Below are 25,996 nucleotides of genomic sequence, written 5' to 3' on the forward strand. Positions count from 1 at the left end.
TGCGTTGTGAGGGGCTCACCCTTAGTAAGCGCCAGAGCCGAAGCACGGGCCAGAGGCGAAGCTAGGGCCAGAGCCGAAGCAAGGGCCAGAGCCGAAGCAAGGGCCGCCGGAGTAGCAATGTTGGAAGCAATGTTTGAGCGCTGCGTCCTTCTCCCGCTTGCGGGAGAAGGTGCCCCGCAGGGGCGGATGAGGGGAGGCTTTTCGCGTACCGGCAGGCGTGCGATTGCGATGCACTCCGTGTGGCTGCGTTGCTATCGCCGATCCTTGAAACTGGCCTGAGTACTCAAGTCGAAGACAGGGGAGGGTGGTGCAGGTCAACTATTGGTAGCGGCGAGTTCCGGACGTTGTGGCTCATTTTGCATTTGCAGCCGGAAAAGCCTTGAGCGCCGCCCAGACCACTGACTTGGCCCACTCCGGCACCTGTGCAAATTCGTCCTGGCTGACCGGGCAGAGAATCCTCCCCCTGTCCATCTCCAGCACCAGCAACGGCTCTACCAGGCCGTCGTGATCCGGTGGGCGACTGTTGTCATAGACGTGCAGCGTCGTCAGGTGCGGTAGTAGTTCGATCAGGTTGAGGCGTGAGCTGTCGTAGCGTTGGCGGATCTTGTCTTCGGGAATATCGTGGCCGCCAGCTGCAACCTGTTCGGCCACACGTTGCAGATGGAGCTCGATGTTCTCCAGGCCGCAGAACCACACCGTTACCTCATGTTGCTCGCAGGCTTCGCGCAACAGCGTGGGAATGGTATTGGCGCCAAGTGTGGTTTCGAATGCGTAGTCGCGATTGGACTGCATCGCTTCGCGCAGGCGGCGAGTGCCTTCCTGCCATGCGGTTGCATTGGCTTCCGCCAGCGGCCAATCCCGTTCGACCAGTTGCCGGGTGAAGGCATCGGGGTTGAACCAGGTGGCGCCGTCGTGCGCCAGCATCATGCCCAGCAGCGAGCTCTTGCCGGCGCCGTTGACGCCGGCCAATACCAGGATGCGCGCCATTGGTCAGCGCGACTTGCCCGGGGTGATCTTCAAGCCGCGGCGGGCAGGGCGCGCCAAGGCCCTGCCCAAGGCGATGCCGTCATCAAGCACTGCAAGGTGTGCGTCAAACTCGGCCTGCAGCTGCTTGAGCGACTGTGCGCGCAGCGCCGCCGCCGAGGCACCGGAGGCCTGCGCAACCAAGCGCTGGTACTCCTCGGCAGAGACCACCACTGCCTGCGGATGGTTGTGGTTGGTAACCACCACGGCGCCAAGCTTGGCGACCTTGCGCATCAAATCTGGCCAGCCTTTGGCCTTGACGTCACTGGCAGGCGTCTTTTCGAGATCCAGCAGGTTCAGGGACAGATCCATGGCGGTATCCGGGTTGCGTAGAGGCAAAATATACCAAATTGTTCATTTTGGGTATTTTTACCTTTATTGATTCATCCGCCGTTTGTAAGTGAGGCCTAGAACGCAAACGCCCGGTGCAAGGTGCACCGGGCGTCTTGATTGCAGTACCGCGCACTGGGGCGCGTCTGCTTTGGTGCGGATCAGGCGCCGCGCGGACCGCGGTTGCCGCCGCCGGGACGACCGCCGCCACCCGGGCGGCCTGCGCCGCCGGGGCGGTTACCACCCGGACGCGGACCGCCGGAGGGACGACCGCCAGGGCCGCCAGGGCCGCGGTTGCCGCCACTCGGGCGGCCGCCAGCCGGACGTGCACCGTAAGGGCTGTAGCTCGGGGTGGCGTGATCGGACGGGAAGCTCGGGGCATTGCCCGGGTGGCCGTAAGGGTGCTTGCTGCGCTGACCCTGGCCTGCGGCCTGACCGCCAGCGCCCTGCGGACGACCCTGGCCGGGACCGCCGCGGCTTGCGCCCGGAGCGCCGCCCGGACGCGGCTTGCCGTAGGGGCGGGCCTGGCCATCAGCGGCTGGGCCGCGACCCGGACCACGATTGCCGCCCGGGCCGCGTGCTGCGCCCGGACCTGCGTTGCGGTGGCCGCTCGGGCCGGTGCTGACACCGTCCGGCACATACCAGGTGCGGAACGCGGCCGGGTTGCCGTCCGGCAGGCTGCGGTCGCCGGCGGGCTTGCGCTGCTTGAACGGCTTCTGCGACTGCTTGGCTGCGGCTTCACCGCTGACCGTCAGGCCGCCCTTGTAGCCACCGCTGTTGCCACGGCCACGGCCGCCGCGGTCTTCGCGCACGTTGTCGAAGCGACGCAGTTCGCGGCCTTCGTCGGCAGTGTTGTGGCCATTGACGTAGGCATTGCCGCGACCACCATCGCGCGACACGCGCAGGGTGGTCTTGACTGCCTTGCGCTGGCCGATCACCGGCTGCAGGGTCAGTGCCGACGGGGTGCCTTCTTCCAGCTTCAGCTGGGCGCGCAGTGCGTCGACCTGCTGGGTGGTCAGTTCAACCGACTTGCCGCGCATCAGGTCGCGGGGCAGCTCGATCTTGCCGTAGCGGGTGCGCTTCAGGCGGCTGACCTGGCAGCCTTGCGATTCCCACAGGCGGCGCACTTCACGGTTGCGGCCTTCCTTGACGACCACGCGGAACCAGTCGTGCGAATCGGTGCCGCCAATGCGCTCGACTTCGTCGAACTTGGCGCCGCCGTCTTCCAGCAGCACGCCGCGGCCAAGGCGCTCGACGATTTCGTCGGAGACCTTCTCTTCGCCTTCCGGCGCGCGCACACGTACCACGTACTCGCGCTCGACTTCGAACGACGGGTGCATCATCGCGTTGGCGAGTTCACCGTCGGTGGTAGCCAGCAGCAAGCCGGTGGTGTTGATGTCGAGGCGGCCGATGGCGATCCAGCGTGCGCCCTTCAACGGCGGCAGCGCTTCGAATACGGTCGGGCGGCCTTCGGGATCGTCACGGGTGGTGACTTCGCCTTCGGGCTTGTTGTAGATCAGCACGCGCGACGGGTCGGTCAGCGCGCTGGCGACAAAGCTGCGACCGTCGAGGTCGATCTTGTCGCCGCTCTTGATCGACATGCCGGTCTTGGCGACCTCGCCGTTGACCTTGACCAGGCCGTCGGCGATGCGCTGTTCCAGCGCTCGGCGCGAGCCCAGGCCGGCTTGCGCCAGGACCTTGTGCAGGCGTTCTTCGAGCTTGGGCTGTTGTTCGGTGTCGGCTTCGCGCTTGAGCGAGAGCTTGTTCAACGAAGATTTACGCGGGGTGTCACTCATCTGCTTGGCTCCGGCCGGCGTTTTCCGCGTCGGCCTGTGGTTCGGAATCGGCTACATCAACAGCCACGGTCGTCGTCGCGACGGCGTTGTTTTCAGTTTTTTCCACTTCCGCCGCGCGCTCTCCCGGCGCGGCGTCGGGTTCGCCGGTGAAGGCGGTATCGGATGCGGCTGCGTTCGAATCCGGGGATTCTGGCGTAGCCGCGGGTATTGGGTCGCCGTCGTTGGCGGCATCCAGGCCTTGCGGCGAGGCGGCACCAGCGGCAAGCGGGGCAGCTGGTTGGCCGTCGCCATCCAGCGGTAACTGCGGTTCCAGCTCGCCGATGTCGCGCAGTTCGGACAGCGGCGGTAGTTCGTCCAGGCGCTTGAGCCCGAAGTAATCCAGGAAGCCTTTGGTGGTGCCGAACAGGGCCGGCTTGCCGGGTACGTCACGGTGGCCGATGACCCGGATCCACTCGCGCTCTTCCAGCGCCTGGATGATGTTGCTGCTTACTGCCACGCCCCGCACCTGTTCAATCTCGCCGCGGGTGATCGGCTGCCGGTAGGCGATCAATGCAAGGGTTTCCAGGGTGGCGCGGGTGTAGCGGGTCTTGCGTTCGGTCCACAGCCGTGACACCCAGCCATGCACTTCGCTGGTGATCTGGTAGCGGTAGCCTGAGGCCACTTCTGTCAGTTCCACGCCACGTCCGGCACAGCCTTCGCGCAGCAGTTCCAGCGCCCGCTCGATGCTGCCCGGCGGTGCCGGTTCATCTTCGGGAAACAGGCCCTGCAATTGCGCCAAGGTGACCGGCTGGCTGGAGGCTAGCAGGGCACCTTCGACAATACGGTTGATCAGCGGTTGATCCATGCGTTGGGTCGGTTGCTCAGGCGGAGGTGTCAGCGTCATCGAACTCGCTGGAAAACTGCAGCGGTGCGTTGGTGTTGCCGGTGGCCAAGGACTTCACATAAATCGGTGCGAGCGGGGCTTCCTGCACGAGGTCGAGCAGTTGCTCCTTGGCCAATTCCAGGACTGCAAGGAAGGTGACCAATACGCCAAGCTTGCCTTCTTCGGCGGTGAACAGACTTTCAAAGCGGTAGAACTTGTCGCCTTCCAGCAGGCTGAGCACATCGCCCATCCGCTGCCGCACGCTCAGTGCCTCGCGTTTGATCGCGTGGCCGCTGAACAGTTCGGCGCGCTTGAGTACGTCATGCAGCGCCAGCAGCATTTCCTTCAGTTCCACCGGCGGTGGTGCCTTGACCAGTACCCGCTCCGGCACGAAGGCGTGCGCCAGGCTGGTATCCCGGTCCTGCCGGGGCAGGCTGTCGATATCCTCGGCGGCCTGCTTGAAGCGTTCGTACTCCTGCAGGCGACGCACCAGCTCGGCACGCGGGTCTGCTTCCTCACCTTCAATGCTGGGTGGGCGCGGCAACAGCATGCGCGACTTCACTTCAGCAAGAATTGCCGCCATCACCAGGTATTCGGCCGCCAGTTCGAAGCGCAGCTCCTGCATGACGTTGATGTATTCCACGTACTGCTTGGTGATCTCGGCGACCGGAATATCGAGGATGTCCAGGTTCTGCCGGCGGATCAGGTAAAGCAGTAGATCCAACGGGCCCTCGAAGGCGTCAAGGATCACTTCCAGTGCATCCGGCGGAATGTACAGATCCTGGGGGATCTGCAGCACCGGTTGGCCATGCACCATCGCCAGCGGCATTTCCTGCTGCTGCGGTAAGGGATGCTGCGCTGGCGGGTTCGCGTCGTGCGCGAGTTCGGAAGTCATCAGGTCGACATTCGGGGTATTGCGAGCCGGACACCCCCAGGTTCCCCCCCGGGAGCATTCCAGCCCATGTATTACGAGCTACTCGCGCTTGTTTGGCGCGCTTCCACACATGAACAACAAGACGCGCCGCAGGATCAGCGGCAACGTCATTACGAGGAGGTCGTCTACGCGGCCCGGGAAGTGATGCGCTCCAGTGGTTGGGTGGCGGGCCTGACCCGCTACCGCACCGGGCGGCTACTGGCCGGCTGCGTGCAATGGACTAAAGAGTAATCGCCCGGGCAGGGCGGTGTCCAGCCTTGTGACGCTAGACTTGGCATCCTTCCATTCAGCAGACAAGCGGAGAAAGGCCAGTGTGGTACGTAATCGAGGGCTATGACGGAGAGGATGTGCTGGCAGCGCGGCTGCAGGCGCGGGCGGCACACCTGGCACGGTTGCAGACATTGCTTGACCAGGGGCGACTGCTGTTGGCCGGTCCATGTCCTGCAATTGACGCGGAAGACCCGGGCCCGGCCGGTTTCAGTGGTAGCGTGGTGATCGCCAGCTTCGAAGACCAGTCTGCCGCAAGGGCCTGGGCTGATGCCGATCCGTATGTGGCTGCCGGTGTCTACACCCGTGTGGACGTGCGTCCATTCCGCAAGGTGCTGCCATGAGCCGGGTCGAGCGGATCCAGGCGGCCCTGCAGACCGCTTTTGCGCCGCTGCAGCTGGAAGTGAAGGACGACAGCCACCGCCATGCCGGCCATGCCGGGGCCAGCGATGGACGCGGGCACTTCAAGGTCATGGTGGTCAGTGAGGCCTTCGCCGGCAAGGCGCCGCTTGCCAGGCATCGTGCGGTGTATGCCGCACTCGGCGAGATGATGGAGACGGATATCCACGCGTTGTCGATCAAGGCGTTGACGCCGCAGGAACTGGGCGGGGCTGGCTGAACGGGGTGAGCCATTGCAAGGTTCCCGTGGAAACGGTCGGGACAGCTGTTGTCCCGGCGAGTCAAGTACAGCTAACGAACTGTTTACAAATGCGCTTGAAAACGTTTACAGTCCGCCCGACCCTGTACTGCGGTGGGTAGGCCAGTGGCGAAGTCGGCAATAACGATCAAGGATGTTGCCCGTGAGGCGAATGTCTCCGTCGCAACCGTGTCGCGTGCCCTCAACGGCCATGACAACGTCGCTGCGCCGGTACGCAAGCTGGTGTTGGAAGTGGCCAGCCGGCTGCGTTACACCCCGCATGCGGCCGCCCGCAGCCTGAGCAGTCGCAGTACCCAGACAGTCGGTGTGGTGCTTCCCGACCTGTACGGCGAGTTCTTTTCTGAGTTGATGCGGGGCATTGACGGTGTGGCCAGCGCCCATCGCCGGCATCTGTTGGTGTCCAGCTATCACGGCGACCAGCAACAACAAGGTTCAGTACTGCAGGCAATGCGCGGGCGCGTCGATGGTTTGCTGGTGCTGTCGCCGTATGCAGGCGATTCCGATTTCCTGGTCGACAATCTGCCGCCTGCGCTGCCTACAGTGTTGATCAACACGCCGTTGGCCGAGGCGCGCTATCCGGTTTTCAGCATCGATGACCATGCCGGTGCGTTGAGCATGACCCGACATCTGCTTGAAGGCGGGCATCGCCGTATCGCTTTTATCGGCGGGCCGGAACACAACCACGATGCGCAACAGCGCCTGCTTGGTTTCCGTGAGGCGATGGCGGCATTCGACGGCAAAGTCGAAGCCATCGAGTTGCCGGGCAATTTTGATGAAGCCTCCGGTCACCAGGCCGGCTTGGCGCTGCTGGCGGGTTCCGAATTGCCTGATGCGGTGTTTGCCGCCAACGACATGATGGCCTTGGGTTGCCTGTACGCGTTCTCGCAGGCAGGCATAAAAGTGCCTGCACAAGTGGCGCTGGCAGGCTTTGATGACATCCCCTTGGCGCGCTTTGTTCACCCTGCTTTGACAACGATGCAGGTCAGCATCGCCGAGTTGGGCGAGCGGGCGATGCTGCAGTTGGTGCAGATGATCGATAGCGGTGAGGCGAATGCAACGCCCGCTGTAACGTTGGTTCCGACCTTGGTGGTGCGTGACTCAACCACCGCCTGCGACTTCCTTTGACCCGGCGATAGACCGGGACGGTTAATCACACACATGTTCTTCGCGGCCAGGTGCCGCCGCCTTGGGAGAGGAAGAGAATGAACAAGAATGCTCGGAAATCCACGCCAACCCGCAAGCTGCTAAGTAGCGCGCTTGTCGGTTGCCTGCTGTTGGGCGCAGCCCCCGCATTTGCACAGAGCACCAGCGCGACCATCCGCGGCCAGGTGATGGCTGATTCGAGCCCTGCTGCGCAGGCGCAGGTGACTGCTACCAACATCGCTACTGGCCTGAGCCGCAGCGTGCAAAGTAATGGCAATGGCGGCTACTCACTGGCTGGCCTGCCGCCTGGCACTTATAAAGTGGACGTCACTGCCGGCGGCAAGACCAGTACCCAGAACATCACCGTGCAGGTCGGCCAGACTGCCACGGTGAATCTGGGCGTGGGGGGCGTGGCGGAAACTGCCGGTGGCGCGGCGACCAACCTGGATGCAGTGCAGGTGACGGCGCAGGCGGTGGTGGAAACCAAGACGTCTGAGGTGGCGACCTACCTCACCCAGAAGCAATTGCAGGCATTGCCGCAGAACTCGCGCAACTTCCTGGCGTTCGCTGACATCGTGCCGGGCGTCATGTTCAACACCGGCAACGAGGGTTCCACGTCGATCCGTAGCGGTGCCCAGCTGTCCAGTGGCGTCAATGTGTTCATCGACGGTGTCGGGCAGAAAGACTATGTACTGAAGGGCGGCATCACCGGTCAGGATTCCAGTCGCGGCAATCCATTCCCGCAGCTTGGCATTGCCGAATACAAAGTTGTCACCTCCAACTACAAGGCCGAGTACGACCAGTTGAGCAGCGCGGGCATCACGGCTGTCACGCGCTCGGGCACCAATGAGTTCCATGGTGATTTCTTCTGGGACAACGTTGCCAGCAGCTGGGTGGCAGATACCATCCGCGAAAAGGATGGCCGCGACATCAAGGCGCGCACCCACGATGAACAGTATGGCGTGGCCTTGGGTGGTCCGTTGATCAAGGACAAGCTGCACTTCTTCGTAACCTATGAAGCAAAGGATCGCAGTGACGCGAGGCAGGTGATCCCCGGTCGCCAGATTTCGGTCGAAGATCTGCCCCAGCGCTTCCAGGACGAGGCGCGTTCCACCAACAACGCGCCATTCAAGGAGGACCTGTACTTCGGCAAGTTGAGCTGGACGCCGGGTGATGCGCATCTGGTCGAGCTGACCATGAAGCGCCGCGAGGAAGATGAAGTCACCGGTATTGGTGGCGTCAATCTGGCGTCTTACGGCACCTTGAAGACCGGCGAAGAAACGCGCATCGATCTGCGCCACCAGTTCAATGCAGAGAACTGGATGAACGATGCCCATATCACCTACGAGGATGCCAGTTTCGCTCCGCGCCCAATTGGTAAGGAAAATGGCTACAAGCTGTTCATTCCGCGGCGGGGGGAAGAAGCGTTGAACAACCCGACGATGGAGGAGGTCATCAATCGCGGCGGTGGCGGTGATTTCCAGGAGAAATCGCAGAAGGGCTATTCGTTCCAGAACGATTTCACGTTCTTCGGGTGGGAAGGCCACACCGTCAAGGCCGGCATCAAGTTCAAGGACATTGATCTTTCCGCCTTTGAACAGAGTCCTTACTCGCCGCAGTTCCGCTATGACCTGAACCAGAGTCTGGACGTGCCCTACCTGGTGCAGTTCACCGCATCGGGCAATGGTTATCCGACGACAGTGGATTCGAGCGTCAAACAGTTCGGCATCTACATCCAGGACGATTGGGAGGTCAACGAGCACCTCACCTTGAATCTGGGTCTGCGCTGGGACTATGAAACCAACCCGGCCTTCGAAGACCACGTAACCCCGGCCGGACTGGTGTCCGCGCTGCAGGCGTGGCCGAATATCAATAATTCAAATGTTGATTACGACTACAACAACTACATCAGCAACGGCCACAATCGCAGTGCATTCAAGGATGGCTGGCAGCCACGCGTAGGCTTCTCATACGATCTCAATGGCGACCAACGGCACGTATTCTTTGGTGGTGCAGGTCGTTCGTACAATCGGAACCAGTTTGACTATCTGTCGCTCGAAAAGTACCGCCTTGCATTCCAGCGCTACGAGTACCAGTTCAATACCCCCGGTCATACCTGTACACCGGGGACGGGTAGCAACTGCTACAACTTCGATCCGAGCATGTTTGATCCAGCCGTGTTGGCGCAGATGGCGGCAGCCAGTCCGAACAATGGCACCGAAGTGTTCCTGCTCAACAATGACATCAAGACTCCGTATTCCGACCAGTTCAGCATCGGCATGCGCAATGCATTCTCGATGTTGGGGCATGATTGGAACTCATCGGTGACCTTGATGCATGTGTTGAGTCACGACGGCATCCTCTGGACAATGGGCAATCGCTATCCCAATGGTGAATACCGCAACAACCCTGCGGTCAACTGGGGCGGCCAACCTTGGGGCGAACAGCTGCCGGGTTGGGGCCGATTCTTCATCGGTAACAACGCCGTCGAAACGCGCTTGAACTCTGTGCTGTTGGCGTTGGACAAGCCGTACACCACCGAGTCCCATTGGGGTGTGAGCTTTGCTTACACCTATAGCGACGCCAAAGAGAATCGCAGCAATTCAGATACCTTCTCGTTCGACTACCCGAATCTGGATAACGTCGCGTTTACCACTGCGCTTGGTATTCCAAAGCATAGGCTGGTGGCCACCGGCATCGTCGACTTCTGGGGCATCACCGGTTCGGCGAAGCTGGTGTTGGAAAGCCCGAAGCCGGTTGAAGCGCTCAACTGCTACGCGAGCACCATCGCCGATGACTGCGCCTTTGATCCCTTCAAGCCGGACAAGAAGGTTGGCTACAAACAGCTGGATCTTGCTCTGCAGAAGGAATGGGATACGGGCACGGACTTGAAGCTTCGGGTTCGTGGTGATGTGTTGAATGTATTCAACTGGCGCAATGTGCTTTCCTCGGAATACGCCAATTGGCGCGGTAACCGGGGTGTTGCCGACCCGAACTACGGTAACCGTACTGGTGATGCGATTGCACGCCCAACCCGCACCTTCAAGCTGTCGTTCGGCTTGACCTGGTGATTCAAGCCCCGGCCGGCCCTGGGCCGGCCGGGGTGCCGCAGCAGATTTCGTGCGTCATGTTCTTTCTTTGAATTTCATGGATGTCGCCTTGAGAAAGTCACGTACCCCGCAGTTGTTGGCCTGTGTTCTCGCCGGTATCGGGCTGGCGTTGTTGGGAGGCTGTGGTAAAGCGCCGGAGCCGCCGATGCCGAAGGTATTGCCGCAGGTGATCCTGATAGAGGCGGACCTGCCGCCGCGGCCGATGAAGCCGGAACTGCCGCCGCTGTTTGATGACATCGAGCGCCGCACCTTCCAGTTCTTCTGGGACACCACCAATGAGCAGAACGGGCTTACGCCGGATCGCTACCCGTCGCGGCCATTTGCCAGCATCGCTTCGGTGGGTTTCGCATTGACCTCGTATCCGATCGGCATCGAGAACGGTTGGGTAAGTCGCAACCAGGCGGTGGAGCGCACCCTGGTCACGTTGAAGTTTTTCCGCGACCTGCCGAGCGGGCCGCAACGCACCGGCAAGGGGGCCTACAAGGGCTTTTACTACCACTTCCTCGACATGCAGCAGGGCCGCCGCTACGACAGCTGGGTGGAGCTGTCCAGCGTGGATACTGCGTTGCTGTTGATGGGCGTGTTGTTTGCGCAGAGCTACTACGATCAGGACGATCCACGCGAGAAGGAGATCCGGCAGATTGCCGATACGATCTACAAGCGCACGGACTGGCAGTGGTTGCAACGCAATAAGCCGCTGGTCTCAATGGGCTGGTTCCCGGAGAGCGGTTTCATCCAACACGACTGGATGGGCTACAACGAGGCGATGATGCTGTACGTGCTTGCCTTGGGGTCGCCGACGCACCCGGTCGAGCCCGATGCGTGGACGGTGTGGACGCGCACCTATGACAACGATTGGGGTGTGTACCAAGGGCAGGAATACCTGTCGTTCGGGCCATTGTTTGGGCATCAGTACAGCCATGTCTGGATCGACTTCCGCGATATCCAGGACCCGTACATGCGCGAGCGCGGTATCGATTATTTCCTCAACAGCCGTCGCGCTACCCTGGCCCAGCGCGAGTATGCGATTGAGAATCCGATGCAGTGGAAGGACTACAGCGCCAATGTCTGGGGCTTGACCGCAGGCGATGGGCCGCAGAACACCACCCAGGATTACAAGGGTGAGCAACGCCAGTTCCGCCACTACTCTGCACGTGGCGCAGGCCTGCGCGAGAACTTCGATGACGGCACCATCGTGCCTTCGGCAGCGATTTCCTCGCTGCCGTTCGCACCAGAGGTAGTGATTCCGGCCACGGTGGAAATGCACAAGCGCTACGGCGATTACCTCTATTCGAGCTATGGTTTCCTGGATTCGTTCAACCCGAGCTTCAGCTACGACATTCCGCTCAAGACCGGTCGCTTGATTCCCGAGCGTGGCTGGGTTGCCAGCGATTACATCGCCATTGATCAGGGACCTATCCTCGCCGGCATCGCCAACTACCGCGATGAGTTCGTGTGGGAAGTGATGAAGAAGAACCCCTATATCCGCAAGGGCTTGGAGCGGGCGGGCTTCACCGGCGGCTGGTTGGCGCCGGAAGACAGCTTCCAGCCGCTGCAGAAGGACGAACAGGCCGCTTCTGCGCGGGCAGCAGGAATTGCCGAGTCGCGCGCTTCGGCAGCGGCCGAGCAGAAGGCAGCCAGCGAGAAGCCGGCTGCGCCTGCGGTCAAGAAGCAGTGAAGTGCAAGCAATGATGCGCGCGCTGGCGATGCTGTTGCTGTTGTTGCTCGCGGGCTGCGCCAAGCCGGAGCAGGGCACCACCTTGCGGTTCTGGGCGATGGGCCGCGAGGCCGAGGTGGTTGGCGAGCTGGTACGTGAGTTCGAGGCGGAGAACCCGGGCATCCGGGTTGATGTGCAGAACATTCCGTGGACCGCTGCGCACGAGAAGCTGTTGACGGCGTATGCGGCTGATGGCCTGCCAGACGTCTGTCAGCTCGGCAATACCTGGGTTGCCGAATTCGCCACCTTGCAGACGCTGACACCGCTGCAGCCGCTGGTTGATTCGTCCACGGTCATCGATGAGAACGATTACTTTTCGGGTATCTGGGATACCAATGTCGTCAATGACGAGTTGGTTGGCATTCCGTGGTATGTGGACACGCGCCTGCTGTTCTATCGCAAGGATCTGCTGCGCCAGGCCGGCTATACACAGCCGCCCAAGACCTGGGCCGAATGGGAGCAGATGAACGCGGCGTTGAAGAAAATCATGGGCGCGCGAGGCTACCCGGTGCTGATGCCCTTGAACGAGTTCGAGCCGCAATTGTCATTCGCGCTGCAGCAGGAGGACACGCTGCTGCGCGATGGCGACACCCGCGGCAACTTCCGCAGTCCCGGTTTCCGCCGCACGCTGGCCTTCTACGACAACATGTTCGAGCAGGGCTGGGCGCCGAAGATGTCCGAGACCCAGATTTCCAACGTCTGGGACGAATTCTTCCGTGGCTTCACCGCGTTCTATCTGTCAGGCCCGTGGAATATCCGCGAGTTCCGCCAGCGCCAGCCACCCGGACTGGAGGGCGAGTGGGGTGCAACGCCGCTGCCCGGTCCTGATGGTCTGGGTGCAGGCATTGCTGGTGGCACCAGTCTGGTGGTGTTCCGTTCTTCGCAGAAGAAGGAAGCGGCATGGAAGCTGATCGAGTTCCTGTCGCGGCCGGCGATCCAGCAGCGCTTCTACAAAATCATTGGTGACCTGCCGCCGCGGCGCAGCGCCTGGCAGTCGCCGGAGCTGCAGGATGATCCGCTGACCGCCGCGTTCGCCGACCAGCTGGAGCGCGTCAAACCCACGCCAAAGGTGTTGGAGTGGGAGCGCATCGCCCAGCAGATGCGGGTGGTGACCGAGCAGGTGGTGCGTGGCGGCTTGCCGCAGGACAAGGCGCTCGAACAGTTGGATCAGCAGGTGGATGACATCCTTGCCAAGCGCCGTTGGATCGTCGAACAGCAGACTGCTGCAGCTGCGAAGGCTGCGCCATGAAGCGCGGTTCACTGGCCGGCTGGATCTTCGCGGCACCTGCGCTGATCGTGATCGGGGTGTTCTTTGGCTTGCCGGTGCTGTCGGCACTGGCCTTGAGTCTGACGGACTTTGATCTCTACGCCTTGGCCGATCCGCACAACCTGCGATTCGCCGGTCTTGGCAACTACATCGATCTGCTGCAGACGCCGATGTTCTGGAAGTCGCTGGGCAATACCGCGTACTTCGTGGTGGCCGGCGTGCCCTTGTCGATAGGTGTTTCGCTGGGTGCTGCGCTGCTGCTCAACGCCCCGGCCGCGCGCTTCAAGGCGCTGTTCCGCACCGCATTGTTCGCGCCGGTGGTGACCACGCTGGTGGCGGTGGCGGTGATCTGGCGTTATCTGTTCCACACCCGCTACGGGCTGGTGAACTGGGGCCTGGGCCAGATCGGCATCAATCCGATTGACTGGCTCGGCGACCCGAACTGGGCGATGCCGACCATCATTGGCTTCGCGGTATGGAAGAACTTTGGCTACAACATGGTGATCTTCCTGGCCGGTCTGCAGGCGATCCCCAAGGATTTGTACGAGGCGGCGCGCATTGACGGCGCTTCGCGCTGGCAGCAGTTCCTGCATATCACCTTGCCGATGCTGGGGCCGGTGCTGCTGGTCGTTGGCGTGATCACCGTTTCCGGTTACTTCCAGTTGTTTGCCGAGCCCTATGTGATGACACGTGGCGATCCGCTGCAAAGTACCGTGAGCGTGCTGTACTTCATGTTCGAGGAAGGCTTCAAGTGGTGGAACCTGGGGCGCGCCTCGGCCGTGGCCTTCCTGTTGTTCCTGATCATCCTGGCGGTGACTACGTTGATGTTGCGCTTCGGCAAGCGTAGGGAGCTGGTATGAGCCAGGCTGGTATGAGCCGCGTTGGTGCCGGGCGAGAGATTGGTCAATCACGTTGGCATGCGTGGTGGGTGAATGGTGGGTTGTTATTGCTGGCGGTGATCAGCCTGGCGCCGTTGGCGTGGATGCTGTCGGTGTCGTTCATGCCGAGCGGGCAGGCATCACAGTTCCCGCCGCCGTTGCTGCCAGCGCACACCACGCTGGCCAACTACCAGGCTTTGTTTGCCCGCACCGGCATGGGCAACAACTTCGTCAACAGCTTGCTGGTGTCGATTGCGATCACCTTGGGCTCGCTGCTGTTCAATACCCTGGCCGGTTATGCCTTTGCCAAACTGCGCTTTGCCGGCCGCGAGCGGCTGTTCCAGATGCTGCTGGCTGCGCTGGTGATCCCGGCGCAGGTGGCGATGCTGCCGCTGTTCCTGCTGATGAAGCAGATGGGCTTGGTGAACACCTTTGGTGGCGTGGTGGTTCCTGCGCTGGCCAGCGTGTTCGGCATTTTTCTGGTGCGCCAGTACGCGCGCTCGATTCCCGATGAGCTGCTGGAAGCGGCGCGTATCGATGGTGCCAGCGAGGCGCGGATCTTCTTCCAGATCGTGCTGCCGATGCTCAAGCCGGTGCTGGTGACCTTGGCGATCTTCACCTTCATGGGCGCATGGAACGATTTCATGTGGCCCTTGATCGTATTGACCGACCAGGAGCACTACACCTTGCCGGTGGCACTGGCCAGTTTGTCGCGCGAGCACATCATGGACGTGGAAATGATGATGGCCGGCGCGGTGGTGACGGTGCTTCCTGTGCTGTTGTTGTTCCTGGTGTTGCAGCGCTACTACATCCAGGGCCTGCTGCTGGGCAGCGTCAAGGGCTGATACGCCGTGACCCGCAAGCGGGCTGCGGTGCTGCACTTCCATACGAAACATACCGCCGCGGATGGCGGTGATCTTTGCGAAAATCCAGCAGGTTTTGCTGGTGGTAAATCGGGACTTGCTGATGAATATGCGTTTTGTGACTGGTCTGCTGAGCTTGTTGCTGGCGTGGGTGCAACCGGCCGGAGCGGCCGTGCTCGCCAAGTTCGACGACATTGGTGCGTGGCAGCTGATCACCTCGCCGCAGGTCAGCGGTTCGCTGCGTCCGGTAGCCGGCAACAGCGGGCGCGCATTGTGTCTGGACTACGACTTCCATGAGGTTTCCGGCTATGTCGGCATCCGCCGTCCGTTGGATGTCACCTGGCCTGAGAACTACCAGCTTTCCTTCGACCTGCGCGGTGATTCGCCGGCCAACGACCTGCAGTTCAAACTGGTCGATGCCAGTGGCGACAACGTCTGGTGGGTCAATCGTCCTGGGTTCAGTTTTCCGAAGAACTGGACCCGCATCAGCTACCGCAAGCGGCATATCGAAAAAGCCTGGGGTCCGGACCAGGACAAGACACTGCGTCGTAGTGCGGCAGTGGAGTTCACCATTTACAGCAAGGTCGGTGGCCGCGGTACGGTCTGCTTCGACCAGCTGACCCTGCAGCCCCTGCCAAAGGAAGACAACTCGGCATTGACCACCACGGTGATCGCCGATACAGCGACCGCCTTGCAGCAGCGCATCGCCGACGGCAAGCCGGATACCTTGTGGATCAGCGGCGGGATCAAGCAGCAGACGGTCAGCCTGGACCTGGGCAAGGTGCGTGAGTTCGGCGGCGCGGTTGTGCAATGGGCGCCCGGGCTGGAGGCAAGTCGCTACGTGGTGCGTGGATCCGCCGATGGGCGTGACTGGAAGACGCTGCGTGAAGTCACTAGTGGCAGCGGCGGCAAGGATTGGTTGGCATTGCCGGAAACCGAGGCGCGTTACCTGCGCTTCGATCTGGTCGACGGGCCCAGCTGGCGCTATGGCATCCGTGATATCAGCCTCAAGCCCTTGTCGTTTGCCAATACTCCGAATGATTTCATCCGTTCCATTGCTGCTGATCTGCCGCGAGGCTCCTTGCCGCGCAGCTTCAGTGGCGAGCAACCGTACTGGACCATCCTCGGTCTGGACGGTGGCCGCGAGCAGGCGCTGATCAGCGAGGACGGCGCACTGGAAGCGATGAAGGGTGGCTTCAGTATCGAGCCGTTTGTGGTGCTCGATGGCAAGGTGCTTGGTTGGGCCGAGGTGAAGTCCAGCCAGAGTCTGCAGGACGGTTATCTGCCGATGCCATCGGTGGCTTGGCAGCACGATCAGTTTGGTTTGAACGTGAGCGGTTTCGTGCAGGGCCGGCCCGAGCAGGCGCAGCTGGTGGCGCGCTACGAGCTGCGCAATACCGACAAGGTCGCGCACGAGTACCGATTGGCGCTTGCGGTGCGACCGTTCCAGGTCAATCCGCCCAGCCAGTTCCTCAATACTGTCGGCGGCGTCAGTCGCATCGACAATCTGGCCGTGCAGGGCGCGCAGATCAGCGTCAATGGCAAGCCGCGGGTCTATGCCACCTCAGCGGCTGATGCGAGTTTCGCCAGCAGTTTCGACAGCAAGCTGGATGTCACCCATCTGGCTGACAAGGACTTGCCGACCACGCAGGAGGTGCGCGACGCCACCGGCTTGGCTTCGGGTGCTTTGGTCTACAACTGGAAACTGGAGCCGGGCCAGCGCCGCGACGTAGTGCTGGTGCTGCCGCAGACCGGCAACTGGCAGATGCCGGCCAAGTTCGATGCGGACAAAGCGCAGCAACAGGTCGCGACGATGTGGCGGCAGAAGCTCGATCAGCTCAAGCTGCGCGTGCCTGAGGCTGGCCAGCCGCTGGCCAATACGCTGCGCACCGCGCTCGCACATATGCTGATCTCGCGGGTTGGGCCGAGCCTGCAGCCGGGCACGCGTTCCTATGCACGCAGTTGGATCCGTGACGGCGCAATGATCTCGGAGGGCTTGTTGCGGATGGGGCGCGCCGATGCAGTGCGCCAGTACGTTGATTGGTATGCGCCGTATCAGTTTGAAAGCGGCATGGTGCCGTGCTGCGTGGATGCGCGCGGCAGTGACCCGGTACCGGAGAACGACAGCCACGGCGAACTGATCTACACCATCGCCGAGTACTGGCGACATACCGGTGACGCTGCTTTCCTGCAGCAGATGTGGCCGCATGTGCAATCAGCATGGAACTACATGGAACAGCTGCGGCTGAGCGAGCGCACCGAGGAGAACCGTGCGCGCAACGCCGGCTTCTACGGAATGATGCCGGCATCAATCAGTCACGAAGGCTATTCGGCCAAGCCGGTGCATTCGTACTGGGACAACTTCTGGGCCCTGCGCGGTTACAAGGACGCAGCCGACATGGCGGCGGCTTTGGGTCTGGAAGCCGAAGCGCTGACCATGGCCGCGTCGCGCGATCAGTTCCGCCAGGACCTGGACGAATCGCTGCGCGCGGCGATGGCAGCGCACAAGATCGACTATCTGCCCGGATCGGTGGAGTTGGGTGACTTCGATGCCACCTCGACCACGATCGCCCTGGCGCCGGGAGGCGAGCAGGGCAGGTTGCCGCAGCCCGCCTTGGACAATACCTTCGAGCGCTATTGGCAGCACTTCGTCGAGCGCCGTGACGGCAAGCGCCAATGGAAGGACTACACGCCGTACGAGTGGCGCAACGTCAGCGCTTTCGTGCGGCTGGGCTGGCGTGCGCGGGCCTGGGAAGCCACCGAGTTCTTCTTCAAGGACCGTGCGCCGCCGGCATGGAATCAATGGGCCGAAGTGGTGTCCTCGACGCCGCGACAGCCGTTCTTTGTCGGCGACCTGCCGCATGCCTGGGTGGCGTCGGACTTCGTTCGCTCGGCCTTGGATATGTTCGCCTATGAACGTGATGTCGACGGCCCGATCGTGTTGGCTGCGGGTGTGCCCAGTGCATGGTTGACCGGCAAGGGCATCGCCATCGAGGACTTGAATACCTCGCACGGTATGTTGAGCTACTCGCTGCAGCGCAGTGACAAGCAGCTGACCCTGCAGGTGTCTGAAGGACTGCGTTTGCCGACGGCGGGGCTGTTGCTGCAATGGCCTTATGAGGCCGCGCCGGGAGAGGCGACGATCAATGGCGAACCGGCACAGTGGTTGGGCAACGAGCTGCACATCAGCAGCCTGCCAGCCAAGGTCGAGATCGAGATTCCTGCGGAGCTACGCCGCAATGAGCGCAGCAAGCGCTGAACAATAAAAACTGCGCCTCGAATACCGAGGCGCAGGCCAGTCGACGAGAGGGAGAGGAAGAACTTCCGTCGGATCTGAAAAAAAAGAAACCACCATGCTCCCGTTGGCTTGCAGCCAATGGCAGGGAGCAAAGATGTAGTGCCGAGCCATGCTCAGCAGGGGCATTCACTGGAAATGCGTGTAGGAGCGGCGTAAGCCGCGAAGCTGATGCTGCTTGCAGATCATGCATAAAACGGCACCCGCTTCCTGGTCGGAACCTTGGGAAGCGGATGCGGGTGGTTTTTATGCTGTCGGCTTCGCGGCTTACGCCGCTCCCACAAAAAGACGGCGATGGATCAGCCAGCGCGAGCCTGCTTGACGATGGCTGCTGCAGCGGCGGCGGACTTTTTCACTTCGTCCCATTGGCCGTTGCGGATCCAGCTGTCCTGCACCATCCACGAGCCGCCGATGCAGACCACGTTCTTCTGCGACAGGTACTCGCCTGCGGTGGCTTCGGTGATGCCGCCGGTGGGGCAGAGCTTGAGTTCCGGAATTGGACCGGCAACGCCCTTGATCATCGCCAGGCCGCCAACGGCGGTGGCCGGGAACAGCTTGCAGATGCGGAAGCCGCGCGCGACCAGTTCCAGTAGTTCGGTCGGTGAAGCGGCACCCGGAACCACCGGCAACGGCGCGGCAGCCAGGGCATCGGCCATATGCGCCGGGGTGCCCGGCGTAACCAGAAAGTCCGCGCCAGCGTCGATCGAGCGCTGCATCTGCTCGACGGTCAGCACCGTACCGGCACCTACCACCACATCCGGCAGCTCGCGCTTGAGCATGGCCAGCGCTTCCATCGCCACCGGCGTGCGTAGGGTCAGTTCAATAGCGGGCAGGCCGCCTTCGAGCAGGGCGGCGCTCACGGCGCGCGCCTGATCAAGGGTGTGCACGGTAACGACCGGCAGGATGCCAGCGGCGCTCAGCAGCTGCTCGGCGCGGTCCTGATATTGGGCAATGCTCATGGTGTCCTCATTGATAACGTGTTCGCGAATCTCTAATCCAGACTCGCGAATCTCAGGCGTCGTTGGCTTCGTGCGGGGCGGCGGCAGCGGCGTGGTCGTGGCCGAGTTCGTATTCGGCGTCGTAGTCCCACAGGCTGCCGTCCGGACGGGCCGGGCCGCAGGAGATCGAGATCGCGCCCTGATCGGCCGGGCCAACAATGCGGCGGTTCATCGCGAACAGGTTGCGGCCCATGTCCGAGCCGGCCGGTGCGGTGTTGGCGGCAATGCCGCGCGCAGCCCACTCGGCGGCGTCGACCAGCACTTCCAGGGTGCCGGCTTCACCGTCCAGGCGGATGATGTCGCCTTCGCGGATGCGCGCGATCGGGCCGCCGCGCGAGGCTTCCGGAGTAACGTGGATGGCGGCCGGGATCTTGCCGGATGCACCGGAAAGGCGGCCATCGGTGACCAGCGCGACGCGTCTACCCTGGTTCTGCAGCAGGCCGAGCAGCGGTGCCAGCGAATGCAGTTCCGGCATGCCATTCGAGCGAGGGCCCTGATAGCGCACCACGGCGACGAAGTCCTGTGGCAAAGCACCGGCGGCATGCAGTTTGTTGAGGATCTGCGGCGCATCGACGACCACGGCCGGCGCTTCGATCGTGCGGTACTGCGGCTTCACCGCCGACAGCTTGATCAGCGAACGCCCGATATTGCCGCGCAGCAGGCGCAGGCCGCCCTGGGCCTCGAACGGATTGGAGGCAGGACGCACCACCTCTTCGTCACCGCTGCGTTCAGCGGCCGGCACATAACTGACCTTGCCATCGGTGAGGCGCGGTTCCTGCGCGAAGGCGCGCATGCCGCCCTCGGCAATCGTGGTGGCGTCGGCGTGCATCAGGCCGGCGTCCATCAGCTCGCGGAACACGAAGCCCGGGCCGCCAGCGGCGGCAAAGCGGTTCACATCGGCTTCGCCGTTGGGGTAGACGCGGGCCAGCAGCGGCACGATCTGCGACAGCTCGTCCATGTCGTCCCAGGTCAGCACGATGCCGGCGGCACGTGCGACTGCGATCCAGTGAATGGTGTGGTTGGTGGAGCCGCCAGTGGCCATCAGTGCGACCACTGCGTTGACGATGGCGCGCTCGTCGATCACGCGGCCGAACGGACGGAAGTCATTGCCCAGTGCGCTGATTTCCAACACGCGCGCAGTGGCGGCGCGGGTAAGGGCATCGCGCAGCGGCAGCTCCGGGTTGACGAACGAGGCGCCAGGCAGCTGCACGCCCATTGCTTCGAGCAATACCTGATTGGAATTGGCGGTGCCGTAGAAGGTGCAGGTGCCCGGGCCGTGGTACGAGGCCGACTCGGCTTCCAGCAGTTCTTCGCGGCTGGCTTCGCCGGCGGCATAGCGCTCGCGGACTTCGGCCTTCTTTTTGTTCGGAATGCCCGGGGTCATCGGCCCGGCCGGTACGAATACCGCCGGCAGGTGGCCAAAGGCGAGGGCGCCGATGAGCAGGCCGGGCACGATCTTGTCGCATACGCCCAGATAGATGGTGGCGTCGAACATGTCATGGCTGAGGCCAATTGCCGTTGCCTGGGCAATCACGTCGCGCGAGAACAGCGACAGCTCCATGCCGCCACGGCCCTGGGTAACGCCGTCGCACATCGCAGGCACGGCACCGGCTACCTGCGCGGTCGCGCCCAGCTCGCGGGCAGCGTCGCGGATCAGCTCCGGGTAGTTCTCGAACGGCTGGTGCGCCGACAGCATGTCGTTGTACGAAGTGATGATGCCAAGGTTGGGCGTCACGTCGCCGCGCAGACGGTCCTTGTCGGTTGGCCCGCAAGCCGCATAGGCATGGGCCAGGTTGCCGCAGCTCAGACGTGAGCGGAATGGGCCTTCGCGCAGTGCGGCGTCAATCCCGGCCAGATAAGCCGCGCGCGACGGGGCGCTGCGCTGGCGGATGCGATCGGTGATGGCTTGGATTTTCGGATGCATGGCTCTATGGCTGGAATGAGGAGGAGGGTGCAGCAAGGAGAGCGGTGGGCTTCGGGTTCTGGTGCTTCGAAACGTTCCGACTGCAGCTCATGCGAGCGGCGGGCGAGGTCCATTCCGTGTTCCCGATGCGCGACTCCCCGCTCAAGGGCACCAATGCACGCGCAGTTTGTTGCCGGGCGCATTGATCGCAGCAAGGATCGGGTAGGTATGCACGTCGCCGGAGGCAAGTGCGGCTTCAAGCACCTCCAGCTTCTGCTTGCCGCGCAGCAGCAGCAGGCGCTGGCTGGCCAGCGCCAGTCCATGCGGGGTCAAGGTGATGCGCAAGGACCAGTGCTTGGCGACCGGGCAGCCGGTCGCATCCAATGCCGCATAAGGGTGCTTGCTCTGCAGTGCCTGCGGCAGATCAGGCGAGCCCGGGAACAACGAGGCGGTATGGCCGTCGTTGCCCATGCCCAATACCACCAGACAGGCCGGCTGCGAATGGGTGGCAAGCAGGTTGGCGGTGTGCACGCATTCGGCGATGGGCAGGCCAACGCGTACCAACGGATCAAAATGCGCACCCTCGGCATGGCGCAGGAAGCTGTCGCGTACCAGCCACGCATTGCTGTCCTTGTCCTGCGGCGAGAGCCAGCGTTCGTCGGCCAGGCCAACCTCAACCCGCGCCCACTCCAGACCCTGGTCAGACAACAGTTCGTAGATGGGAGCCGGCGTGGTGCCGCCGGACAGCAGCATGCGGGCGCGTCCGCGCTGCTCGATTTCCGCGCTCAGCAGCGCTGCCATTTCCTTGGCGACACCTTCGGTCCAGGCCTCTTCGTCAGCATGGCGGACAAGTGTGATGCGGTCGGAAACAGCGGCGTTCATGCGGTCACTCCAGAATTGGCGCGCTGCATGTCCAGCGCGTAAGCAGTGGCACCCAGCAGGCCGGGGCAGGGATGGGTGATGGCCATCGAAGGGATCTGCGACATCGTCGCGGAGAAGCGTCCCTTGCTTTCAAACCGTTGGCGGAAGCCGGAATGCTGCAGCTGCTGCAGCAGGCGCGGTACCAATCCACCGGTCAGGAACACCCCGTCCCAGGCGCCTTGTACCAGCACCGCGTCGCCGGCGACTGCGCCGAAGATTTCAAGAAACACTTCAACCGCGCGAGTCGCCAGCACATCGCCTTCGGCAGCGCGTGCGCTGACCTCGGCTGGTTGCAGCAGGCCCGGATCGGTACCTGCTATCTCGCAGATGGCACGGTGGATGTTGACCAGACCGGGACCGCAGACCAGGCGTTCGTTGGACACCCGGCCGAACTGCGCCGACAGGATTTCCAGAATACGGATCTGTTCGGGTGAGTTCGGTGCAAAGCTGGCATGGCCGCCCTCGGTGGCCAGTGGGTAGTTGCGGCCATCGCGCACCACCAGTCCGCCAACGCCCAGGCCGGTGCCGGGGCCGAGCACGCAGTAGTTGCGCGATTCGCCCTCGGCTGCGGGTTGCCAGCCGGCGCCGCCGACCTGCACGACATCGTCGACGCCGAGCAGGGCAATGGACATTGCCTGGGCGACGAAGTCGTTGATCAGATGCAGCTGCTCGAAGCCGAGCTGTTCGGCGGTGCGCGAACGCGAGATCACCCACGGGTGATTGGTGATGCGTGCTTCGTCACCATCGACCCGGCCAGCTACCGCGAACACGCCACTGCTGGCACTCGCACCACGTTGCTGCAGGTAGTGCGCGGCGGCATCGGCCAGCGACGCGAACTGCGCCACCGGGTATTCGTCGATGCTGCCCTGATCCAGTGGGATGGCAGCGGAGCGGTCGGCCAGCGCGAAGCGCGCGTTGGTGCCACCGATATCCGCTACCAGTACGAGGTCGGTGCTGGGGCTCACAGCCCCTGCTCCGGGCCTGCTTCGGCGGCAATGGATTCGGGCAGGAAGTCCTGTGCCAACTGCGGGCCCCAACCACCAGCCGGGTAGGGTTCCATCGGCAGATCGGCGGCCTTCCAGGCATCGCTGATGCTGTCGATCCAGGCCCAGGCGGCGCGCACTTCGTCATCGCGCACGAACAGTGCGTGGTTGCCGTTGAACGCGTCCAGGAACAGACGTTCGTAGGCGATGCGACGGTGCAGGCCGGTGGGAACCGACAGTTCCAGCTCCAGCGGCTGCAGCTCCAGCGCGCCCCATTCCGGACCGGCCAGCGAGCTCATCAAGCCGAGCTGGATGTTTTCCTGCGGCTGCAGCTGGAAGGTCAGGCGGTTGGGGGTGGCGTTCTTGCGGTCGGGGCGCTCGAACAGCCAATGCGTCACCGGCTTGAGGTTTACCTCGATGCGGGTGGTGCGCTCGGGAAGGCGCTTGCCGGTGACCAGATGGAACGGCACGCCGGCCCAACGCCAGTTGTCGATATGTGCGGTTACGCCGACAAAGGTTTCGGCCTCGCTGCCTTCCGGCGGTTGGTAGGCCTGCGCCGGCTGGCCATTGATGGTGCCGGCGGTGTAACGGCCGCGCACACTGTCCTTGGCCGCGTGCTTGGCATCGAGCGGGCGCAGGGCGCGCAGCACCTTCACCTTTTCGTCGCGGATGCGGTCGGCTTCCAGCGATGCCGGCGGCTCCATCGCCACCAGGCACAGCAGCTGCAGGATATGGCTCTGGACCATGTCGCGCAGGGCGCCGGAGCGCGAGTAATACGAATCACGACCATCAACGCCATCGCTCTCGGCGACGAGGATGTGCACCGATGCAATGTAGTTACGGTTCCACACCGCTTCCAGCAAGGTGTTGCCGAAGCGCAGTGCTATCAGGTTCTGCACCGCGGCTTTGCCGAGATAATGGTCCAGGCGGAACACGCGGTCTTCGTCGACCAGTTTGCCGATCGACTGCAGGATCTCCTCGGCACTGTCACTGTCCGAGCCGATCGGCTTCTCCAGCATCAGGCGGTTGGGTGCAGCCAAGGCGCCGCCCAGGGCCAGGCCTTCGCAGGTCGAGATGTACAGGCCCGGCGGAATGGCCAGATAGCTGACGCACTTGCGGTGCACCAGATCCTTGACGGCTTCGGCGACCGACTCGGCGTTGCGCAGATCCACCGAACGGTAGTCGATGCGGTTGAGCAGGTTGCCGATGTCCTCCTGGCTGGCATGCGGCATGGCCGCTTCCAGGCGTGGACGCAGCAGGTCGCGGAATTTCTCGGTGTCATGCGGCGACAAGGCCAGGGCGCGCACGCGGAAATCTTCCGGGAGTAGACCGTCGCCAAGCAGGCGTAGCAGGGACGGGAACAGATAACGCTGGGCCAGATCGCCTGTGGCACCGAACAGGAAGAGGGTGTCGTGCATTGCACGAGTTTCGGGTGCGGATGACATCGTTGTCAATTGTTCGTCTTCAAGGCCTGCGCCGTGATTGGGACGTCCGCGTCCATCGGCGCGAGGGGGCGGGCGTGGGCAACCTGGGCTTGTGCAATGCAACATGCCGCGAAGGCGGGAGCAGGTCCGTGCAGCGGAGCGCAGGTGCCATGTAAGAGCGACTGTGATGGTGCCATATGAATATGCTTACCGTGCACAATGTTTCGGATGTATACGATTGCAGGAATCTGTTCTGTCGTTGTAACGCAAGTGTTCCCCGGCTCCAGGTTTCGACTCGCAACGAGGTAGTGATGGCCAAGGTTCAATTCGACGGTGTGCGCAAGGTGTATGACAACGGTCAGGTCGCCGTGGCCGGGGCCAGTTTCGATATCGCCGATGGTGAGTTGATGGTGCTGGTGGGGCCGTCGGGTTGCGGCAAATCCACACTGTTGCGAATGGTGGCGGGGCTGGAGGAGATCAGCGCTGGCAGCCTGCGCATCGACGAGCGGGTGGTCAATGACGTCGCGCCGAAAGATCGGGACATCGCCATGGTGTTCCAGAACTACGCGCTCTATCCGCATATGACCGTGGCCGAGAACCTGGGCTTTGGCTTGAAGTTGCGCGGGCATGACAAGGCCGAGGTGCAACGCCGCGTACAGGAGGCGGCTGATTCGCTGGGCCTGACTTCGATGCTGGACAAGCTGCCGCGCGCGATGTCGGGCGGTCAGCGGCAGCGCGTGGCGCTGGGGCGTGCGCTGGTGCGCGAGCCGGCGGTATTCCTGCTGGATGAGCCGCTGTCCAATCTGGACGCGAAGTTGCGTCACTCGGTGCGTACCGAAATCGCGCAGCTGCATCGCAAGCTGGGCACCACGATGATCTATGTCACCCATGACCAGGTCGAGGCGATGACGCTGGGGCAGCGCATCGTCGTGCTCAACGAAGGCGTCATCCAGCAGATCGATACGCCGATGGCCTTGTATGACAGGCCGGTCAATCTGTTTGTTGCGGGTTTTCTTGGGAGCCCGGCGATGAATATGTTGCGTGGCCAGTTGCGGCGTGATGAAGCAGGTTCGGCGGTGCTGCAGCTGGACGAGGGTGCTGAAGTGGCGCTCGGCGCTGTGTTGCTGGGTGCTGAGTGGTTTGGCAAGCCGCTGGTGGTTGGCGTGCGCCCTGAGCATCTACAGCCGGGCAGCGGCGCGGCAGCGTTCAATGCACGCATCGAAGGCTTGGAGCCGGTAGGTAACGAAATCTTCGTCAATCTGCGTTATGGCGAGCAGGCGCTGATCATGCGCGTGCCGCCGCAGCAGCTGCCGCAGGTTGGGCAGGAGATTGCAGTTGAAGTGAGTGCATCGAGGCTGCACTTTTTTGAAGTGGCCAGCGGCAGTCGCATCGAAGCTGGAGCCTGATTGGTAGTGCCGAGCCCTGCGCGGCAGAGGCGCGACCAGAGATGCCCGGTTGTGGGGGGCGCACCGACCGCCCCGGCCCGCCCCCGCACCCCCCCGGCCGCCGGCGGCGGCCCGCCCCCCGGGCCGCCCCCGCCCCCCCCCCCCCCCGCGCGGCCCCCCCGCCCCCCCCCCACCCCCGGGCCCCCCCCGCCCCCCCCCCCCCCCCCCCACTACAGGTC

The 25,996-nt window shown here is 63.0% G+C and carries 21 protein-coding genes; 11 read left to right on the forward strand and 10 right to left on the reverse strand.

The features are described 5' to 3' along the window. Positions 1 to 351: 351 nt before the first annotated feature. The 5 genes from ACVOLS_RS18290 to ACVOLS_RS18310 form a co-directional block, all read right to left on the reverse strand. Complete coding sequence (locus tag ACVOLS_RS18290; RefSeq protein ID WP_481546824.1) at positions 352 to 987, reverse strand: ATPase; 636 nt, start codon at positions 985 to 987, stop codon at positions 352 to 354. Positions 988 to 990: 3 nt separating this feature from the next. Continuing rightward, entirely contained in the window at positions 991 to 1,335 is a 345-nt protein-coding gene (locus ACVOLS_RS18295) for a type II toxin-antitoxin system prevent-host-death family antitoxin (protein ID WP_481546825.1), read from the reverse strand. Between the two features lie 179 nt (positions 1,336 to 1,514). Further along, positions 1,515 to 3,149 carry a pseudouridine synthase gene (locus ACVOLS_RS18300; protein WP_481546826.1) on the reverse strand — a complete coding sequence of 545 codons (1,635 nt, stop codon included), beginning with the start codon at positions 3,147 to 3,149 and terminating at the stop codon, positions 1,515 to 1,517. Then, complete coding sequence (gene scpB / locus ACVOLS_RS18305) at positions 3,142 to 3,993, reverse strand: SMC-Scp complex subunit ScpB (RefSeq protein ID WP_481546827.1); 852 nt, start codon at positions 3,991 to 3,993, stop codon at positions 3,142 to 3,144. Before scpB ends, ACVOLS_RS18300 begins: the two co-directional genes overlap by 8 nt. 16 nt (positions 3,994 to 4,009) lie before the next feature. Further along, the gene (locus ACVOLS_RS18310) at positions 4,010 to 4,906 is read right to left on the reverse strand and encodes a segregation and condensation protein A (RefSeq protein ID WP_481546828.1); all 897 of its coding nucleotides are present in this window, start codon (positions 4,904 to 4,906) and stop codon (positions 4,010 to 4,012) included. 66 nt (positions 4,907 to 4,972) lie between these two features. Here ACVOLS_RS18310 and ACVOLS_RS18315 point away from each other — a divergent pair, with 66 nt between their 5' ends. From ACVOLS_RS18315 to ACVOLS_RS18360, 10 genes are all read left to right on the forward strand, one after another. Then, a complete protein-coding gene (locus tag ACVOLS_RS18315; RefSeq protein WP_481546829.1) occupies positions 4,973 to 5,176 on the forward strand; it encodes a hypothetical protein in 204 nt (67 codons plus the stop codon). Between the two features lie 80 nt (positions 5,177 to 5,256). After that, entirely contained in the window at positions 5,257 to 5,556 is a 300-nt protein-coding gene (locus ACVOLS_RS18320; protein WP_481546830.1) for a YciI family protein, read from the forward strand. Then, positions 5,553 to 5,831, forward strand: a complete 279-nt coding sequence (locus ACVOLS_RS18325) for a BolA family protein (RefSeq protein WP_481546831.1) — start codon at positions 5,553 to 5,555, stop codon at positions 5,829 to 5,831. The genes ACVOLS_RS18320 and ACVOLS_RS18325 overlap by 4 nt, the downstream gene beginning before the upstream one ends. Positions 5,832 to 5,975: 144 nt before the next feature. Continuing rightward, a complete protein-coding gene (locus ACVOLS_RS18330; protein WP_481546832.1) occupies positions 5,976 to 6,995 on the forward strand; it encodes a LacI family DNA-binding transcriptional regulator in 1,020 nt (339 codons plus the stop codon). Positions 6,996 to 7,072: 77 nt separating this feature from the next. Continuing rightward, complete coding sequence (locus tag ACVOLS_RS18335; RefSeq protein ID WP_481546833.1) at positions 7,073 to 10,084, forward strand: TonB-dependent receptor domain-containing protein; 3,012 nt, start codon at positions 7,073 to 7,075, stop codon at positions 10,082 to 10,084. A gap of 184 nt (positions 10,085 to 10,268) precedes the next feature. Continuing rightward, on the forward strand, positions 10,269 to 11,801 hold the full coding sequence (locus tag ACVOLS_RS18340; protein WP_481546840.1) for a glucoamylase family protein: 1,533 nt from the start codon (positions 10,269 to 10,271) through the stop codon (positions 11,799 to 11,801). A gap of 13 nt (positions 11,802 to 11,814) precedes the next feature. Then, positions 11,815 to 13,089, forward strand: coding sequence for a sugar ABC transporter substrate-binding protein (locus ACVOLS_RS18345; protein ID WP_481546841.1), 1,275 nt, complete (start codon positions 11,815 to 11,817; stop codon positions 13,087 to 13,089). After that, positions 13,086 to 13,967, forward strand: coding sequence for a carbohydrate ABC transporter permease (locus tag ACVOLS_RS18350; protein WP_481508030.1), 882 nt, complete (start codon positions 13,086 to 13,088; stop codon positions 13,965 to 13,967). Before ACVOLS_RS18345 ends, ACVOLS_RS18350 begins: the two co-directional genes overlap by 4 nt. Positions 13,968 to 13,978: 11 nt before the next feature. Further along, on the forward strand, positions 13,979 to 14,830 hold the full coding sequence (locus ACVOLS_RS18355) for a carbohydrate ABC transporter permease (protein WP_481546842.1): 852 nt from the start codon (positions 13,979 to 13,981) through the stop codon (positions 14,828 to 14,830). Positions 14,831 to 14,957: 127 nt separating this feature from the next. Then, a complete protein-coding gene (locus ACVOLS_RS18360) occupies positions 14,958 to 18,107 on the forward strand; it encodes a discoidin domain-containing protein (RefSeq protein WP_481546843.1) in 3,150 nt (1,049 codons plus the stop codon). A gap of 335 nt (positions 18,108 to 18,442) precedes the next feature. Here the strand turns inward: ACVOLS_RS18360 and eda are convergent, their stop codons facing one another. From eda to zwf, 5 genes are all read right to left on the reverse strand, one after another. Beyond that, positions 18,443 to 19,102 (reverse strand): bifunctional 4-hydroxy-2-oxoglutarate aldolase/2-dehydro-3-deoxy-phosphogluconate aldolase, encoded by a 660-nt coding sequence (eda, locus tag ACVOLS_RS18365; RefSeq protein ID WP_481546834.1) that lies wholly within the window; start codon positions 19,100 to 19,102, stop codon positions 18,443 to 18,445. Positions 19,103 to 19,154: 52 nt separating this feature from the next. Next, entirely contained in the window at positions 19,155 to 21,065 is a 1,911-nt protein-coding gene (edd, locus tag ACVOLS_RS18370; protein WP_481546835.1) for a phosphogluconate dehydratase, read from the reverse strand. Between the two features lie 141 nt (positions 21,066 to 21,206). Next, positions 21,207 to 21,926 (reverse strand): 6-phosphogluconolactonase, encoded by a 720-nt coding sequence (gene pgl / locus ACVOLS_RS18375; RefSeq protein WP_481546836.1) that lies wholly within the window; start codon positions 21,924 to 21,926, stop codon positions 21,207 to 21,209. Next, positions 21,923 to 22,930 carry a glucokinase gene (gene glk, locus ACVOLS_RS18380; protein WP_481546837.1) on the reverse strand — a complete coding sequence of 336 codons (1,008 nt, stop codon included), beginning with the start codon at positions 22,928 to 22,930 and terminating at the stop codon, positions 21,923 to 21,925. Before glk ends, pgl begins: the two co-directional genes overlap by 4 nt. Next, complete coding sequence (zwf, locus tag ACVOLS_RS18385; protein ID WP_481546838.1) at positions 22,927 to 24,498, reverse strand: glucose-6-phosphate dehydrogenase; 1,572 nt, start codon at positions 24,496 to 24,498, stop codon at positions 22,927 to 22,929. Before zwf ends, glk begins: the two co-directional genes overlap by 4 nt. A gap of 185 nt (positions 24,499 to 24,683) precedes the next feature. On the opposite strand from zwf, the gene ACVOLS_RS18390 reads away from it, so the two are divergent. Then, on the forward strand, positions 24,684 to 25,778 hold the full coding sequence (locus tag ACVOLS_RS18390) for an ABC transporter ATP-binding protein (RefSeq protein WP_481546839.1): 1,095 nt from the start codon (positions 24,684 to 24,686) through the stop codon (positions 25,776 to 25,778). The last annotated feature ends 218 nt before the right edge of the window (positions 25,779 to 25,996 follow it).

It is taken from the genome of Stenotrophomonas sp. STEN038, from assembly GCF_056759895.1.